Genomic DNA, 16,648 nt, shown 5'->3' with positions numbered 1-16,648 from the left:
GCCGGGTGGGGCCGCCCGCGGTGGGGCGGCCCCGGGCGGTCATCCCACGGCCGGCAGCCGGCTGATCGAGGGCGGCGGGGCGATGCCGTCCAGCGGCGCCGCGGCGTCCGGATGCCCCGGTGCGCCCGCGGTGGCCCGTGCGAAGGCCGGGGCGCCGCCGGTCAGCGGCAGTTCGGCCCAGGTGCGGGACAGGTCGAGGGTGAGCTTCGGCGTGGACGCGGGCGGGTCGATCAGACCGGCGTCGGTGCCGGCCACGATGAGCGCGAGCCGGTGCCCGGCGGGCACGACGTGATCGCTCGCGGCCAGGTCCAGGGTGAGGGTGTAGGGCTTGCCGGGGGTGAGCGGGCGGCCCTTGTGCGCGTCGGCGTAGTTGCCGAGGTCGGCCCAGCCGCGGCTGAAGACGGTGTGGGCGACCTTCTGCGTGTCGGCGGCGGTCTCCTTGAAGCAGCCGGTGTCGCCCGTGGTTCCGGCGCCCCAGCAGGTGCGCCTGTCGAGGGTGGTGATGCCCTCGCCGTCGGCCGCGTAGTTGCGGATGGTGTCGGGGCCGAGGTCGACCAGGACGGCGGAGAGATGGGCGGTCGAGGTGCTCGGGGTGACGGTCACGGTCACCGTGCCGGAGCCGGACAGCCGCAGCGGCGCGCGCAGCGGCCCGGTGCGGAACCCGGCCTTGGCGGCGGTCGGGGCATCGATCCGGGCCGCCCAGTCGGCCTCGCTCAGCTTCGGGTCGTCGGTGAAGGTCTCGGTCGCGCCGTGCGGCGCCTTACGGGTCCCCAGGACGCCGACACCGGGCGCGGTGCCGCCGCGCGGCCGCAGTGTGGTGGGCGTGGTGCCGGGAGCGGGCCACTTCGGGTCGGTGGACCATGTGCCGGGCGCGCGCTCGATATCGGCCATCGGGGTGCGTTCGATGCCGTTGTCGTAGCCCAGCAAATAGTGGTCGAACCAGTGGTGGAGGGTCTTGACCCACGCGCCCCGCCGGAAGTCGAAGGGGTCGACATGCCCGGTCTGGGAGAGCCAGATCTTGCGCTCGACGCCGTGCCGGGCGAGCGCGTCCCACCACTGCCCGGCGTGCCGGGTCCGGACGTTGAGGTCCTGCATGCCGTGCACCATGAGGACGCTGGCGCGGACCTTGCCCGCGTTACGGACGTAGTCGCGCTCGCTCCACAGACCGGTCCAGTCGCCGGTACGGGGCGCGCCGTCGGCGAGCTTCTTCTGCACGGCGGCGCAGCGCTTGCGCGCCTCGGGGCTGTCGACCGCGTCGGCGAGGGAGTCGGGGCCCGAGTCGTAGAGCGGGGCGCCCTTGGCGAAGTAGTAGTCGTACCAGGAGGAGATACCGGCGATCGGGACGATGGTCTTCAGCCCCTTGACGCCGGTGGCCGCGACACCGTTGGCGATGGTGGCGTCCCAGCTCTTGCCGATCATTCCGGTGCTGCCGTTGGACCAGCCGGCCGTCACGGGCTTTCCTCCCGTACGAGCGGTGTAGGCGCGCCCCCTGCCGCCGAGCCAGTCGACTACGGCCCTGGCGGACCGGATGTCGGAGCGGCCGCCGACGTCGACGCAGCCGTCCGAGCGGTTGGTGCCCGCGAGGTCGACCAGGACCGTCGCATAGCCGCGCGGCACGAAGTAGTTGTCGTAGAAGAGCGGGAAGCCGACCGGCCGGCCCCGGTCGTCGTAGGTCTTCTTCTGGCTCTCGTTACCGCGCCCGCAGCAGGAGTAGTAAGGACTGGCGTCCATGATCACGGGGATCCGCCGGCCCTGTTGGGCGGGTTCGGCGGGCCGCACGATGTCGACGGCGACGCGGTCGGTTCTCCCGTCCGCGTCGCCGTCCAGCCGTGTGTCCACCCAGACCGATTCGCGTATCGCGCGGTCGTAGGAGTAGACGGGTCTGCTCTCGCCGGGCGCCGCGTGCGCGGATGCCGGCCCGATCAGGGCGGACAGCAGGGCGGCGACGGCTGCCATCGCGAGCACTGTGAAGGGGATGCGGGGGATCCGCGCAGGATTCGTCACGGGCGGACGGTAGCGCGGCTCAACTCCCCTGCGTAAGAGCGTGTCCGGGCACGGTGGCCCCGCCGGGGGCCGAAAACAGGTCCATGGGTCGCTTTTCGCCTCGCGGCCGGCCCGGGATCTCCTGCCGCGATCGCCGTGTCGTCCGCCGCGGACCGTGGCGGAAGGGTCCTGCGCAGCACGGCGGACCGGAGGGACGGATGGTGGTTCATGTCGGTCATGTGTCAGATCGGGCCATGTACATGACGCCGACCCGGCGCAGTACATAGGGTCTGAACAGAGCCATCCCCCCTACGAGTTGGAGGACTCGTGCGTCACAGACTCCTCGTCCCCGGCGCGGCCGCCCTCAGCCTGCTGCTGGCGGTACCGGCCTCCGCGGCCGACTTCACACCGGGCGCTCCGGGTGTGGGCGACACCTACTACCCCGAGAGCGGAAACGGCGGATACGACGTTTCCCACTACGACCTGCGGCTCAAGTACCAGCCGAAGACGGACCTGCTGGAGGGCACGGCCACCCTGCTGGCCACCACCACCCAGGACCTCTCCCGCTTCAACCTGGACTTCGGCCTCAAGGTCAGCGAGATCCGGATCAACGGCAAGAAGGCCTCCTTCGCCACCTCCGGCAAGCACGAGCTGGAGGTCACTCCGGCCACGCCGCTGGAGAAGGGCAAGCAGATCAGCGTCGTGGTCCGCTACGCGGGCAAGCCCTCCGAGGTGAAGATAGACGGCTACAGCGCCTGGGCCCGTACGCCGGACGGCGGTGTCGTGGCGCAGGAACCGGATGCCGCCGTGTGGTGGTTCCCGAGCAACGACCACCCCACCGACAAGGCCACCTACGACATCTCGGTGGCGGTCCCGGACGGCACCCAGGCACTGAGCAACGGTGTGCTGGCCTCACAGTCCTCCAAGCTGGGCTGGACGCGCTACAACTGGCGCTCGGACAAGCCGCAGGCGACGTATCTGACGACGCTGGCCGTCGGCAAGTTCGACATCACCACCGACAAGACGGCGAACGGCCTGCCGGTCATCAACGCCGTGAGCAAGGACCTCGGTTCGCACGAGGGCTCGGCGAAGGCGAGCATCGAGCGCACCACCGAGATCACCGAGTGGCTGGAGAGCGTCTTCGGCCCCTACCCGTTCAACGCGGTCGGCGGCTACGTCCCGAACGTCCCGGCCGGGTACGCGCTGGAGACCCAGACCCGCCCGTTCTACGGCAAGAAGGTCTTCGACCGCGGCACGAACGTCTCGGTCGTGGTGCATGAGCTGGCCCACCAGTGGTACGGCGACAACGTCTCGCTCAAGGACTGGAAGGACATCTGGATCAACGAGGGCTTCGCCGCCTACAGCCAGTGGCTGTGGTCGGAGAAGGAGGGCGAGGGCACCGCCCAGGAACTGGCGGACTGGGTCTACTCCCAGCACCCCGCCGATGACCCGTTCTGGACCGTCAAGCCGGGCAACCCGGGCGCGGAGAACCAGTTCGACGGCGCCGTCTACGACCGTGGCGCGCTGACCCTCCAGGCGCTCCGCAACAAGGTCGGCGACAAGGCCTTCTTCGGCATCCTCAAGTCCTGGCAGACGGAGAACAAGTACGGCAACGCCTCGGTGGCCGACTTCGTGAAGTTCGCCGAGAAGAAGTCCGGCAAGGAGCTGGCCGGCTTCTTCGACACCTGGCTCTTCCAGCCGTCCAAGCCCACGGCGGGCGCGGCCAAGAAGGCCCTCGGCGCCCGGCAGGCTCCGGTCGCCGAGCCCAAGTCGTGGAAGCAGATCGCGGCCACGCACGACACGCACGGGCACTGAGCCGGTGGACGCGCGCTGAACGGGACGGAGCCGGGACACCCCCGGCTCCGTACGCGCGCCGCGTCGTCACCCGCGCGCCGCCTGCCGGGCCCGGCGCGCGATCGGCATGAACCGCAGCCGCTCCGGGAGCACCGGCACCACGGCGCGGACCACCCGCCCGAGGCGTCGCAGCCTGCGCTCCTGAGCGTCCGTCCACTCCAGGCCGATGGCCTGCCGGGCGTCCGGCGGCATCAGCCCGATCGTGAGGAAGCGCCGGACGCGGGCGAACCGGGGGCGCAGCCACGGCCAGGACAGCCGCAGGAGCAGCCGCAGCCATCGCGGGCCGCGGTCGGGAGCCGGCAGCGGCGGGTCGGTCGCCAGCAACTCCTTGACCACGACGGTCTCTTCGAGCTCGTTGTCGAGGACCTTCTGGTAGTAGGGCCAGAACTCCTCGATGGTCTGCGGCATATCGCGGTCATGGATCCCCAGGACCCGGCCGACCTGGAGCCACTCCGCGTACAGCGCTCGTTCCTGCGCCTCGGTGAAGGGGCGCCCGAGATACTGCTGCGCGTGCCGGAAGACGGGGTAGCCCGTGGCGTGCACCCAGGCGTAGTAGGCGGGGGTGAGCGCATGGTAGGAGCGGCCGTGCGCGTCGGTCCCCTGGATGGTCCGGTGCAGCGCTCGCAGCCGCCGCCCCTCCGCGGCCGCGGCCTCCCCTCCGTACACCCACAGCTGCAACGAGGCCAGCGACCGCTCGCCGCGCCCCCAGGGGTCCGTACGGAAGACGGAGTGGTCGTCCACACCGGCGCCCACCGCCGGGTGGGCGACCTGCATGGCCAGCGCGGGCGGCAGGGTCAGCAGCATGCGGATGTCCCCGGCCAGCGACCAGAGCACACCTCCGACCGGCGGGGGGTTTGGGTCATTTTTTACCGCATTCATGGTATTAATCATCATACGGTGACTCTCCGCGATCGACGGACCGGGGTCCCCCACACGACGCGTGAGCACCGGGGACCACTACGGGTGAGTCGACTCCTCAACGCCTCTGCGGCATTGCCCCACTGAGCCCGGAGGATACCCAAAGCGACTGCGCGGGCACGCGAGTTGCACGCGAGCGGGTGCAAGGGGTCCGGCGCCACGGACGGACACCGTCGACGGGCAGCGGCGAACGAGCACCGACGGCGGCTCGCTCGTCACCCGATACGCCCCGCGTGACGGCTTCTCGTCTTCCGGCCCGCCAGGCGGGCGGCGAAGTGTACGTCGCCACTCGACACCCGGCTGTGCGACATCACCACACCAAAACCACCTTGACCCCATAGCCGACATTCACCTTCAAGAGTGGTTTTGCCGCGAGATAAACCCCTGAGCTGGGGCGATCAAATCCTCACTTTTCCCACCAGGCGCGGATAGTGACATGGACGTTACGGAACGCGACACTCGCACTGTCCTTCCGAACCACCCAAAAGGAGCAACTCATGTCCTGTCCCCCGCCCTGTCCGCCACCGGTCGATGCCCGTAAGGCCCTCGACTTTCTGCGGACCAGCGGACTCGTCGACCTCACCGTTCCGCTCGAGCGAGTCGTCAACCAGGTCAGCCAACTCGACGATGTGGCCGGCTACGTACTCGCCTGGGAGCGGTACGTGCTCGTAGTCGCCAACCAGGTCGCGGAAGACGACTCCGCCGCGGGCAACTGAGCCATTGACCACGCCGATCGCCGGGAGGCATTTCATGAACACGACGCAGCCCGGTGACGGATCGTCACAAAGGCGCGCGGTGGAGACCCGGGCAGTCGCCTGGCTCGCTGCGCGCCGCACTCTGATCGACCCGGCCGAAGCGGCCCCGGGCCGGGTGCTGTTCGCCCGCAAGGCCCTCATCGAAACCGCATTCCTCGTGGGACTGCGGGCACGCCTCGACCCGGAAGCCCTGGACGGCGACTACGCCGCCCTCCTCGATCAGGTCGAGGAGATCGCGGCCCGCCCCTCCTACCGGGAACTGATCGCCCGGGACGAAGCCGCCCTCCTGCTGTACGCGGGAACCTATGCGGCGCTCCGGCTCTGCGGCCGTGAGGACCCGGAGTTCCGGCAACTGATCACTCAGGCCGCGGCCGGAGGATATGCGGCGGCCTTCGAGCGGATTCCGTACCGGCAGCTCGATCTGCTGCACACCCTGGAGCTGTGCGATGTCCCGCACACGCTGCCCGCCGTGGACGATGTCCTGCCGTTCACCCTGCTCTGCAACCGCCCGAATGTCGTCAAGCTCACCGACCGCGACATCTACGCCCTCACCCACACGCTCTTCTACGCCACGGATTTCGGTCTCCGCGAGCCCCGCTGGCCACGGGACTTCGATCCGGACACGGTGGTGGAGCTGCTCGAAGCGCTCCTCGTCCTCACCCTCGGCCAGCAGAATGCCGACCTGGTCGGGGAACTTCTGTGCTGTCTGCTGTGCCTCGGGGTGCGGGACTCCGAGGAAGGCCGCCGGGCATGGGAGTTCCTCACGGCGGTGCAAGAGGCCGACGGGCGGGTCAACGGGCCGCCCGGGGTGGTCCACCCCGGACTCGCCGACGGCGACGAGGCGTACCGGCACTGGGCCACCGGCTATCACACCACCATCGTCGCGGCCCTGGCCGCGCTGCTGGACCGCAGTCCCAGGGTGGTGCGGAGGCCTCGGCCGGCCGCGCCGAAGCCCCGCCAGGCCGTGGAGCAGCCGCTGCGGCGGGCAGTGGTGTGGCTGGCGGACACGAGCCGGCGCCACGCCCCGGCCGCGTCGCTGCCCGCCGCGGCGGCCGTCGCGCATGCGGCCGGGGCCCTGGGGGAACCCGAGCTCGCCCGCCCCCTGCTCCTCGATTTCTCCGAACGTCTCGCGGACGCCGACGCGGAGGTGTGGCAGGGACACGGGATGGAGGTCGTCGGTGAGTTCGCGAACGGTCTGCGGACCCACGGAATCACCTGCGCCTCGCTCGACCTGTTCCTCAAGTCCACCGCCGCCGCCGTCGAACTCCTGGACCGGGTGCCGCCGCAGGCAGCGCACAACGTGCAGCGCCTCGTCGGTCTGGGGCTGCTCACCCCGCAGCGTGCGACCGCCCTGACCGGTGGGGCCGAGGCTCCGCACCCGGCGCCGGAGACGGCCGTCACCGAGCTGCCCGGTGCCTGGAAGGACTATCACCTGGGACACATCGCCGGATTCGTCCGGGACTCGGCCCGCGCCGGGCAGGCCCAGCACCGCATCACCCGCGACGCCATCTCCTTTCTCCTCGCCCAGCAGAGCTCCTGCGGCGCGTTCGGCCGCCCGGCCCACGACGATCCGTCACACCGCGAACGGACGCTGATGTCCTGGACCCAGAGCACCGTCACCGCCCTGGCCGCCGTGCACACGGCCCGCGGCGCGGTCCTCACGGACACCTGAGGACGCTGTCTCGTCACACCACGGCGGCCGGTCGGTCAGGGGCGGCGGGTCCCTGCTGTGCGGACCACCCCTACTCCTTCGGCACCCGTGCCCCCTGGAGGCCAGGCCTTGGTTGCCGCACACCGGCGAGGGCCCGTCGGCGGCAGCCTGCCGGGCTCCGCGCGAAAGCGCCTCAGCGCTTGAGATAGGCCAGGACGGCCAGCACCCTGCGGTTGTCGTCCGCCGACGGGTCGATCCGGAGCTTGGTGAAGATGCTCGCGGTGTGCTTGGCGACGGCGCTCTCGCTGATGTGCAGGCCGCCGGCGATGGCGGCGTTGGACCTGCCCTCGGCCATCAGCTCCAGGACGTCCCGCTCGCGCGGTGTCAGGGTGCCGATCCTGCCCCGGGCGTCGCTGCGCAACAGCAGCTTGGAGATGACCTGAGGGTCCATCACTGTGCCGCCGGCAGCCACCCGGCGGACCGCGTCGATGAACTGCTCGGTGTGGGTGACCCGGTCCTTGAGCAGATATCCGACGGCGCCCTCGCCCCCGGCCAGCAGCTCGTGCGCGTACAGCTGCTCGACGTACTGGGAGAGGATGAGGACGGGCAGTCCGGGCCGGCGGCGACGGGCTTCGAGTGCGGCCTGCAGGCCCTCGTCGGTGAAGGTCGGCGGCAGCCGCACATCGACCACGGCGGCATCCGGCGCCGAGTCCCCCTCTGCGAGGAGCGCGCGCAGCAGAGAGGGGCCGTTGTCGACCGCGACCACCTCGCAGCCGTGTTCCTGGAGCGTGCGTATCAGCCCGTCTCTCAGGAGGAAGAGGTCTTCGGCGAGGACAACGCGCACGGAATCTCCATTGTCACGGTGGTCGGTCCGCCCTGCGGACTGTGCAGGTCGAGGGTGCCGTCGAAGGTATCCAATCGCTGTCGCACACCGGCCAGTCCGGTGCCCCGTGCGGGGTCGGCGCCGCCGTGACCGTCGTCGGTGACGGTGGCGCGCAGCGAGCCGTTCTCGTAGGTCAGGGCGACGCGGACCTCGCGGGCCCCGGAGTGCTTCGCCGCGTTCGCCAGCGCCTCGCTCACCGCGAAGTAGGCGGCGGACTCGACCGGTGCCGGGAGCTTGCCCGGCAGCCGGGTCTCGACGTGGACGTCGAGGAAGCTGTCGAGCGCCAGCGACCGGACGGCGTCGCCCAGGCCCCGGTCGGCGAGGACCGGCGGATGGATGCCGTGCACCAGCTCGCGCAGGTCCTGCAAGGCCCCTTCGGACGTGCGACGGACGTCCAGCAGGAGCTCGCGCGCCGCCGCCGGGTCCGTCTCCATGAGGCGGGTGGCACGGTCCAGCGTCATCCCCAGGGCGACCAGCCGCGCCTGTGCCCCGTCGTGCAGGTCCCGCTCGATGCGCCGCAGTTCGGCGGCCTGAGCGTCCAGGGCCCTGGCACGGGTGTCGGTGAGCCGCTCGACCCGTTGGGCGAGCCGGCTGCTGCGCGGCGCGGAAAGCAGCGGCCGGCTCACCCGGGTGTGCAGCCGGAGCACGGCGGGGGCGGCCAGCAGCCCGACGGCCACGAAGGCGAGGCCCAGCACCAGCGCGCCACACATGGTCGCGGTGCTGTGCACGGGGATGAACGCGTACCAGTTGCCGTCGTTGATGAGACGCCAGATGAACGGCTGCACCAGCGCGCCGAACGCCCCGTACTCGATCAGGGCGAGGGGTACGGCGACGAGGAGCCCGCCGATCACCGGCTCCAGCCAGGCCCACGCCAGGTCGCGCCAGAACCCCTCGTCAGCGATGATCGCGCCCGACCTCTTGCGGGCGTTGAGGGCACGGTCCACGGGCAACGGCTCGGGTGGGCCAATACGGACACCCGTCCACCGTTCGGCGCGTGAACGGGAGCGATCGGACAGTACGCGCAGCGCCCGTGCGGCGGGTGGCAGCAGCCGGAAGCCCACGCCCACGGGCACCAGCAACAGGGCGAGTACCACCAACGAGCCCATCGCCGACACCGCGAGGGCGTGCAGGCTCGCCAACTGGCACCGGCCGACGGCGACACAGGCGCGGGAGGCGCCCGTACGTGGATTATCGAACATCGTCCATGACCGGGGGGATCTTAGCCGGTGCCGACGACCCCGCCGACCGCTGCCTGCCCACGCTCCGCCACGTCCACACTCCCGCCGCTGCCAGGCACGAGGCGCCGAACAGCACCATGGGGAGCACCGCGCCGGACTCTTCGTCCATGAACAGCAGCATGCCGAGGTTGATCAGAGCGTGAAAGCCCCCTGCGAGCAGGAGCCTGGAAGCCCGCACCCCTTCAAGGGCCCACCCCATCACCACCGACATGGACACGGCCGCCGTGATGAACGCCCCCGCGTACACAGGGTGTCTCGCGAAAACCTGGACGTGCCAGACACCCCACGCCACCCCCACCGTGACCGACGCCGCAAGGGGACCGAGGCGGGTGCGCAGCAGCGGCTGCAGGAAGCAACGCCACCCGATCTCCTCGCCGCACGCGCCGATCAGCTGCGCCACGGCGATCAGCAGGAACGGGGCACCCGGGCGCGCAGAGTGCGCGTCCCCGGTGAGTACCGCATACGCAAGGACGCTCAGCGCGATGATCACAGGCGCCGTGACGAGCAGGAGCACCCCCCGACCCCTGCGGTCCGGCTCCGGGCCGGCGAGCACTTCCCGTACCCGCCCCGGCCACAGCAGCGCGGCAAGCCCCACCCCGAGTGCGGGTCCGAACTGTGTCAGCTGGATGACCTCACCGGGTATCCGGGTCGCGGGCTGGAGCGCACCCAGCACCCCGGCCGCCAGAAAGGCAACGGTGAGGAACAAGGCCATCGCCTTGATGTCGACAGGTTCTCTTCGCATGGCACCGACGATGCCGTCCGGTGGGTCCGCCGCCATTGCGTCTGGATGCCGTGCAGGGGTGTACCCAGATACACCCCTGGCCGGCTTCGGCGGTGGCCATCCGATCGCTACCCGCTGATCGGCGGTTGAGCGGTGGGTGGACCGGGGCGGGGGTGGGGGACGGCGGACGGCGGGTTCAGTGGTCGTTGACCTTCACCGGTATCCCGCACCGGGCACGGGCGGCCCGGGGCCCGCCGCCCGCGCCCGGATCCGCCGACGCGAAAGGGCGGTCGCGAAGGCCCTCCGGCCTCCGCGACCGCCCTTGATGACGCAGGCGTCGCTGGTGCGTGACTACTTGGACAGCTCGCGTTCCGCGGCGATCCGGCTGACCCGGCCGCGCACCGCGAACCAGCCGCCGACCAGCGCGATGGCGAGGACCGGGATCAGCATCACGGTCTGACGGCCGACACCGTCGTCGAACCACATCAGGACGATGACACCGAGCAGGAAGGCGATGGTGGCGATATCGGTGACCGGTGTGCCGGGGAGCCGGAAGCGCGGGCGGTCGACCAGGCCTTCCTTCGACCGGCGCACGAACACCATGTGGCAGACCATGATCGTGCACCAGGTGCTGATGATGCCCAGCGCCGCGATGTTCAGCACGATCTCGAACGCCTCGCCCGGCATGACGTAGTTGAGCCCGACACCCAGCACACACACCGCGGAGGTGAGCATGATGCCGCCGTACGGCACCTGGTTGCGGTTCATCAGGCCGGCGAACTTGGGCGCGGAGCCCGCCATCGACATGGAGCGCAGAATTCGGCCGGTCGAGTAGAGGCCGGAGTTCAGGCTGGACATCGCCGCGGTCAGCACCACGAGGTTCATCACATCGCCCGCCGCCGGCACACCGACGTTGGACAGCACCGTGACGAAGGGGCTCTCGCCGCCGACGTACTTGTTCCACGGCAGCAGCATCGCCAGCAGGATCACCGAGCCGACGTAGAAGACGCCCACTCGCCACATGATGGAGTTGACGGCCTTGGGCACGACCTTCTCCGGCTGGTCGGTCTCACCGGCGGTCACACCGACCAGCTCGACCGCGGAGTAGGCGAAGACCACGCCCTGGAGGACGATCACGACGGGCAGCAGACCGGTCGGGAAGAGCCCGCCGTGGTCGGTGAGCAGATCCAGCCCTGGTGTGTGGCCGCCGACCGGGTGCTGGGTGGCCAGCAGGAAGATGCCGATGAACATGAAGATCACCAGCGCCGCGACCTTGATGATCGCGAACCAGAACTCCAGCTCACCGAAGATCTTCACCGAGATCAGGTTCACGGTCAGCACGACCGCGAGCGCGATGAGCGCCATGACCCACTGCGGGATATCGGTGAACAGGCTCCAGTAGTGGGTGTAGAGGGCGATCGCGGTGATGTCGGCGATACCGGTCGTCGACCAGTTGACGACATACATCCAGCCGGCGACGTAGGCGCCCTTCTCCCCCAGGAACTCACGGGCGTAGGAGACGAACGAACCGGACGACGGACGGTGCAGCACCAGCTCGCCCAGGGCACGGACGACGAAGAAGGCGAAGAGACCGCAGACCGCGTAGGCGATGGCCAGCGCGGGTCCGGCGGAGTGCAGTCGGCCACCGGCGCCCAGGAAGAGGCCGGTACCGATCGCTCCACCGATGGCGATCATGTTCACATGCCGGCCCTTGAGGCCCTTGCTATAGCCCGCGTCGCCCGCATCTTGCTGCGTGCCACGCCCCCCGTCAGGTGACCCGTGGGCTGTCTCGGTGACGGTTTCTGTGCTCACTGGTGGTGCATCTCGCTTTCGGGCAGGCGCTGAAGCCATGGCCTAGAAGTCCGCGGATCGCGCGGACGGCCGACGGCACACCTTCCCTGAAGAGTGCTCCCCCGTCTGTGGGCAAGATCACAGCGTGTACAGGCCATCCAAGATTTGTCCGTATTTGCAGTGAATTTCCCGGCACTGCAATTTCAAGGAGGGCGTCAGTTCACCCGATTCCGGACTCTATTCCTCGCCCGGCAAGGGGAAATTCTTGACCTGTTCGGACCGGTTGAGATTTTTGTTTGCCTCAGCGACAACCCACTCCACCTCTGCCCGCGCGTCGGAATGTCCGGTCTGCTCCGCGTCCAGGACCAGCAGCGCGATCAGATACGGCCGGCCGGAAGTCGCCCGGACCGTTCGTCGTACACACCCCGGTCGTCCCGGTCAGCCCTCAGGCATTCATGATCACGATGCCCGGCCCGGCACCGGCCGCCAGGCTTCCTCGAACGCGGCGGGGCCGTACTGCTCGGCGACCCGGTGACGGACCTGGTCCAGGAGGTTTCACACGAGTGGTGAGACAGCAATACTGTTGAACATGATGGAGCCCGCCACCGACCTGACGGTCGACGAACTGGCCGCCCGCGCCGGCGTCACGGTCCGCACGATCCGCTTCTACAGCACACGCGGTCTGCTACCGCCGCCGGAGATCGGTCCCCGCCGGGTCGGCCGCTACGGACCGGACCACCTCTCGCGGCTCGCCCTTATCGAGGAGCTCCAGCACCAGGGACTGACGCTGTCCGCGATCGAACGCTATCTGGAGCAGCTGCCGCCCGATCTGAGCGCCCAGGATCTGGCCATCCACCGGGCACTGGTGGCGAGTTGGATCCCGGACAAGGCCGAGGACGCCACCCGGGACCAGCTGGAGCGGCGGGTCGGCAGGGCGCTGACCGAGGAGGATCTGGACCGGCTGGCGGCCATGAGTGTGCTCGTACGCACCGATGATCCCCGGGTCTTCCGCGTCGACCCGGGTCTGCTGCACCTGGGCACCCGGCTGCTGGACGTCCCGATCTCCCTGGAGACCATCCTCGCGGCGCGCAGCGTGGTCATCGAGCACACCCGCTCGGCGGCCCGGGAGCTGAGCCGGCTCTTCAAGGACGAGGTGTGGGAGCCGAACCGGGGTGGCGGGCCGGACGAGGACGAGATGGCGCGGATGAAGTCGCTCTCGGCCCATATGCAGCCGATGGTGGTGCAGGCACTGGTGACCGCCTTCCAGCGGTCGATGAAGCAGGAGCTGCGGGAGTCGTTCGGCATGGAGGGCGACCGGAGCCAGGAGAGCCGCACCCCCGAGGGGTGACGGGGGCGGGCCGCCGGGGCCCGCCCCCATGACCGGTCAGTCGCTGAACTTCTCGCCCTTCTCGGCCTTTTCGACCAGCAGCGCGGACGGCGCGAACCGGTCTCCGTAGGCTTCCTGCAGCTCACGGGCGCGGGCCACGAAGCCGGGCAGCCCGACGAGCTCCTCCCGCCCCGGCCCACCCTGGTAGCCGTTGATGTACTGGATCACGCCGCCGGTCCAGCCCGGGAAGCCGATGCCCAGGATGGAGCCGATATTGGCGTCCGCGACGGAGGTGAGCACGCCCTCCTCGAAGCAGCGGACGGTGTCCAGCGCCTCGGAGAAGAGCATCCGCTCCTGCATGTCGATGAACGGAACGGCGGCGTCCTTCGTGGTGAAGTGCTCGCGCAGCCCCGGCCACAGACCGGTGCGCTTACCGTCCTCGCCGTACTCGTAGAAGCCCCCGCCACCACTGCGGCCGGGCCGGCCGAACTCGTCGACCATCCGGTCGATGACCGCGTCGGCCGGGTGCGGCTGCCAGGTGCCGCCGGCCTCCTCGACCGCCCGCTTGGTCTCCTCGCGGATCTTGCGCGGAAGGGTGAGGGTCAGCTCGTCCATCAGGGACAGCACCTTGGCCGGGTAGCCGGCCTGGGCGGCGGCCTGCTCGACCGAGACCGGGTCGAGGCCCTCGCCGATCATCGCCACACCTTCGTTGATGAAGTGGCCGATGACGCGGGAGGTGAAGAAACCGCGCGAGTCATTGACGACGATCGGGGTCTTCTTGATCTGGCGGACCAGGTCGAAGGCGCGGGCCAGTGCCTCGTCACCGGTCCGCTCGCCCTTGATGATCTCCACCAGCGGCATCTTGTCGACCGGTGAGAAGAAGTGCAGTCCGATGAAGTCCTGGTCGCGCTCGACGCCCTCGGCCAGCAGGGTGATGGGCAGCGTGGAGGTGTTGGAGCACAGCAGCGCGTCGGGCGCGACGAGGTGCTGGATCTCCTTGAAGACCTTGTGCTTGAGGCCCACGTCCTCGAAGACCGCCTCGATGACGGCGTCGCAGCCCGCGAGGTCGGTCGGCTCGGCCGTGGGCGTGATGCGCGCCAGCAGCTCATCGCGCTGCTGCTCGGTCGTACGGCCCCGGGAGAGCGCCTTGTCGAGCAGGCCCTCCGAATACGCCTTGCCCTTCTGCGCCGCCTCCAGGGAGACGTCCTTGAGGACGACCTGCATCCCGGCCCTGGCGCAGGAGTAGGCGATGCCCGCGCCCATCATGCCGGCGCCGAGGACCGCGACCTTCTTCACCGGGCGGGGCTCGATGCCCTTGGGGCGGTTGGCGCCTGAGTTGACGGCCTGCAGATCGAAGAAGAACGCCTGGATCATGTTCTTGGAGATCTGGCCGGTCACCAGCTCGACGAAGTAGCGCGCCTCGATGGTCTGCGCGGTCTCGAAGTCGACCTGTGAGCCCTCCACCGCGGCGGCGAGGATGTTGCGCGGTGCGGGGTAGGGCGCGCCGTTGAGCTGCTTCTTGAGGTTGGCGGGGAACGCCGGGAGGTTGGCCGCGAACTTCGGCTGGGCCGGGGTGCCGCCCGGGATGCGGTAGCCCTTGACGTCCCAGGGCTGCTGGGACTCGGGGTGCTCCTCGATGAAGGCGCGGGCCTTGGTGAGCAGTTCCTCGGGGGTGGCCGCGACCTCATGGATCAGCCCGGCGTCCTTGGCGCGGGTGGCGTTGTACTGGGTGCCCTGGAGCAGCACCTTCAGCAGCGCGTCGGCGATGCCGAGCAGCCGGACCGTACGGGTGACGCCGCCGCCGGCGGGCAGCAGGCCGAGGGTGACCTCGGGCAGGCCGATCTTGGTGCCGGGGGTGTCGAGGGCGATGCGGTGGTGGCAGGCCAGCGCGATCTCGTAACCGCCGCCCAGCGCGGCGCCGTTGATCGCGGCGACGACGGGCTTGCCGAGGGTCTCGATACGCCGCAGATCGCGCTTGATGCCGTTGCCCGCCTCGAAGGCCTGCTGGGCCTTGTCGGGGGTGACGGCGATCAGATCACGGAGGTCGCCGCCGGCGAAGAAGGTCTTCTTGGCGGAGGTGAAGATGATGCCGCGGACGCTGTCCTTCTCGGCCTCCAGGCGGTCGGCGACCGCGGTCAGGGAGGCCTTGAAGGCGTTGTTCATGGTGTTGGCGGACTGGTCGGGGTCGTCCAGGACCAGGGTGACGATGCCGGTCTCGTCCTGTTCCCAGCGGATGGTCGACGACGCAGGGGACTCGCTCACTGTGGCTTCTCCGTAAGGGGGGATGGGACGGGCGGTCAGAGGCGCTCGACGACGGTGGCGATGCCCATACCGCCGCCGACGCAGAGGGTGGCCAGGCCGTAGCGCTTGTCCTGCCGCTCCAGCTCGTCGATCAGGGTGCCGAGGATCATCGCGCCGGTGGCGCCGAGGGGGTGGCCCATGGCGATGGCGCCGCCGTTGACATTGACCTTGTCCAGGCTCAGGCCCATGTCCTTGACGAAGCGCAGCACGACGGCGGCGAAGGCTTCGTTGATCTCGACGAGGTCGATGTCGTCGATGGTCAGCCCGGCCTTGGCGAGGGCCTTACGGCTGGCGGGGGCGGGGCCGGTGAGCATGATCGTGGGCTCGGAGCCGGAGACCGCGGCGGAGATGATGCGGGCCCGCGGGGTCAGGCCGTAGCGCTCACCGACCTCCTTGGAGCCGATGGCGACGAGCGCCGCGCCGTCCACGATGCCGGAGGAGTTGCCGGCGTGATGGACGTGGTCGATCTTCTCGACCCAGTGGTACTTCTGCAGGGCGACCGCGTCGAAGCCGCCCGCGTCACCGATGGTGGCGAAGGACGGCTTGAGGCCGCCCAGGGAGTCGGCGGTGGTGCCGGGACGCATGTGCTCGTCGTGGTCGAGGACGACGAGGCCGTTGCGGTCGCGTACCGGGACGACGGAGCGCTCGAAGCGGCCGTCCTTCCATGCCTCGGCGGCGCGCTCCTGGGAGAGCGCGGCGAATTCGTCGACATCGCGCCGGGTGTAGCCCTCAAGGGTGGCGATCAGGTCTGCGCCGATGCCCTGCGGGACGAAATTGGTGTCGAAGTTGGTCATCGGGTCGGCGAACCAGGCGCCGCCGTCCGAAGCCATCGGGACCCGCGACATGGATTCCACGCCGCCCGCCAGGACCAGGTCCTCCCAGCCCGAACGCACCTTGGCGGCGGCCATGTTGACGGCCTCCAGGCCCGAGGCACAGAAGCGGTTCTCCTGTACGCCGGCGACGGTGTCGGGCAGCCCGGCGGCGATCGCCGCGATCCGGGCGATGTCGGAGCCCTGGTCGCCGACCGGGCCGACGACGCCGAGCACGATGTCGTCGACGGCCGCCGGGTCGAGGCCGGGGAAGCGGCGGCGTACCTCGTGGATCAGGCCGACGACCAGGTCGATCGGCTTGGTGCCGTGCAGTGCGCCATTGGCCTTGCCGCGGCCGCGCGGGGTGCGGATCGCGTCGTATACGTACGCTTCGGTACTCAAGTCAACAAGCCTTTC

General features: G+C 69.9%; 12 protein-coding genes. 4 read left to right on the top strand and 8 right to left on the bottom strand.

Annotated features, from left to right (window positions below; all coding sequences use genetic code 11):
* Positions 1–39: 39 nt before the first annotated feature.
* Positions 40–1,956, bottom strand: a complete 1,917-nt coding sequence (locus tag NUT86_RS34430) for a Xaa-Pro dipeptidyl-peptidase (RefSeq protein ID WP_274740724.1) — start codon at positions 1,954–1,956, stop codon at positions 40–42.
* 354 nt (positions 1,957–2,310) lie between these two features.
* On the opposite strand from NUT86_RS34430, the gene NUT86_RS34425 reads away from it, so the two are divergent.
* Entirely contained in the window at positions 2,311–3,798 is a 1,488-nt protein-coding gene (locus NUT86_RS34425) for a M1 family metallopeptidase (protein ID WP_148590030.1), read from the top strand.
* 66 nt (positions 3,799–3,864) lie between these two features.
* On the opposite strand, the gene NUT86_RS34420 is transcribed toward NUT86_RS34425, so the two are convergent.
* On the bottom strand, positions 3,865–4,716 hold the full coding sequence (locus tag NUT86_RS34420) for an oxygenase MpaB family protein (RefSeq protein WP_266443966.1): 852 nt from the start codon (positions 4,714–4,716) through the stop codon (positions 3,865–3,867).
* A 536-nt stretch (positions 4,717–5,252) separates the two neighbouring features.
* Here NUT86_RS34420 and NUT86_RS34415 point away from each other — a divergent pair.
* A complete protein-coding gene (locus tag NUT86_RS34415; protein ID WP_109894438.1) occupies positions 5,253–5,471 on the top strand; it encodes a hypothetical protein in 219 nt (72 codons plus the stop codon).
* 34 nt (positions 5,472–5,505) lie between these two features.
* Positions 5,506–7,182, top strand: coding sequence for a DUF6895 family protein (locus NUT86_RS34410; RefSeq protein WP_274739245.1), 1,677 nt, complete (start codon positions 5,506–5,508; stop codon positions 7,180–7,182).
* Between the two features lie 172 nt (positions 7,183–7,354).
* On the opposite strand, the gene NUT86_RS34405 is transcribed toward NUT86_RS34410, so the two are convergent.
* From NUT86_RS34405 to NUT86_RS34390, 4 genes are all read right to left on the bottom strand, one after another.
* On the bottom strand, positions 7,355–8,005 hold the full coding sequence (locus NUT86_RS34405) for a response regulator transcription factor (RefSeq protein ID WP_159485047.1): 651 nt from the start codon (positions 8,003–8,005) through the stop codon (positions 7,355–7,357).
* On the bottom strand, positions 7,969–9,243 hold the full coding sequence (locus tag NUT86_RS34400; RefSeq protein ID WP_274739243.1) for a sensor histidine kinase: 1,275 nt from the start codon (positions 9,241–9,243) through the stop codon (positions 7,969–7,971). The genes NUT86_RS34405 and NUT86_RS34400 overlap by 37 nt, the downstream gene beginning before the upstream one ends.
* Positions 9,233–10,024, bottom strand: a complete 792-nt coding sequence (locus NUT86_RS34395) for a CPBP family intramembrane glutamic endopeptidase (protein ID WP_274739241.1) — start codon at positions 10,022–10,024, stop codon at positions 9,233–9,235. The genes NUT86_RS34400 and NUT86_RS34395 overlap by 11 nt, the downstream gene beginning before the upstream one ends.
* 330 nt (positions 10,025–10,354) lie before the next feature.
* Positions 10,355–11,815 carry an amino acid permease gene (locus tag NUT86_RS34390; protein WP_051104164.1) on the bottom strand — a complete coding sequence of 487 codons (1,461 nt, stop codon included), beginning with the start codon at positions 11,813–11,815 and terminating at the stop codon, positions 10,355–10,357.
* A 568-nt stretch (positions 11,816–12,383) separates the two neighbouring features.
* Here NUT86_RS34390 and NUT86_RS34385 point away from each other — a divergent pair.
* Positions 12,384–13,142 carry a MerR family transcriptional regulator gene (locus tag NUT86_RS34385; RefSeq protein WP_078518671.1) on the top strand — a complete coding sequence of 253 codons (759 nt, stop codon included), beginning with the start codon at positions 12,384–12,386 and terminating at the stop codon, positions 13,140–13,142.
* A gap of 36 nt (positions 13,143–13,178) precedes the next feature.
* Here the strand turns inward: NUT86_RS34385 and NUT86_RS34380 are convergent, their stop codons facing one another.
* Positions 13,179–15,383 carry a 3-hydroxyacyl-CoA dehydrogenase NAD-binding domain-containing protein gene (locus NUT86_RS34380; protein WP_274739238.1) on the bottom strand — a complete coding sequence of 735 codons (2,205 nt, stop codon included), beginning with the start codon at positions 15,381–15,383 and terminating at the stop codon, positions 13,179–13,181.
* 35 nt (positions 15,384–15,418) lie between these two features.
* Positions 15,419–16,633 carry an acetyl-CoA C-acetyltransferase gene (locus NUT86_RS34375; RefSeq protein WP_018090588.1) on the bottom strand — a complete coding sequence of 405 codons (1,215 nt, stop codon included), beginning with the start codon at positions 16,631–16,633 and terminating at the stop codon, positions 15,419–15,421.
* Positions 16,634–16,648: the final 15 nt, after the last annotated feature.

Origin of the sequence: Streptomyces sp. G7(2002) (assembly GCF_028870195.1) — a bacterium.
GTDB lineage: Bacteria > Actinomycetota > Actinomycetes > Streptomycetales > Streptomycetaceae > Streptomyces > Streptomyces nigrescens.
The sequence above is the reverse complement of the archived record's forward strand: the minus strand, read 5'-3'. Positions and strand labels throughout refer to the sequence as shown.

What these genes read in the sequence shown, in the direction of transcription:
- NUT86_RS34385 (WP_078518671.1), top strand. Translation starts at nt 12,384, where the DNA reads ATGATGGAGCCCGCCACCGACCTGACGGTCGACGAACTGGCCGCCCGC.
- NUT86_RS34400 (WP_274739243.1), bottom strand. Translation starts at nt 9,243, where the DNA reads ATGTTCGATAATCCACGTACGGGCGCCTCCCGCGCCTGTGTCGCCGTC.
- NUT86_RS34415 (WP_109894438.1), top strand. Translation starts at nt 5,253, where the DNA reads ATGTCCTGTCCCCCGCCCTGTCCGCCACCGGTCGATGCCCGTAAGGCC.
- NUT86_RS34430 (WP_274740724.1), bottom strand. Translation starts at nt 1,956, where the DNA reads ATGGCAGCCGTCGCCGCCCTGCTGTCCGCCCTGATCGGGCCGGCATCC.
- NUT86_RS34395 (WP_274739241.1), bottom strand. Translation starts at nt 10,024, where the DNA reads ATGCGAAGAGAACCTGTCGACATCAAGGCGATGGCCTTGTTCCTCACC.
- NUT86_RS34410 (WP_274739245.1), top strand. Translation starts at nt 5,506, where the DNA reads ATGAACACGACGCAGCCCGGTGACGGATCGTCACAAAGGCGCGCGGTG.
- NUT86_RS34420 (WP_266443966.1), bottom strand. Translation starts at nt 4,716, where the DNA reads ATGAATGCGGTAAAAAATGACCCAAACCCCCCGCCGGTCGGAGGTGTG.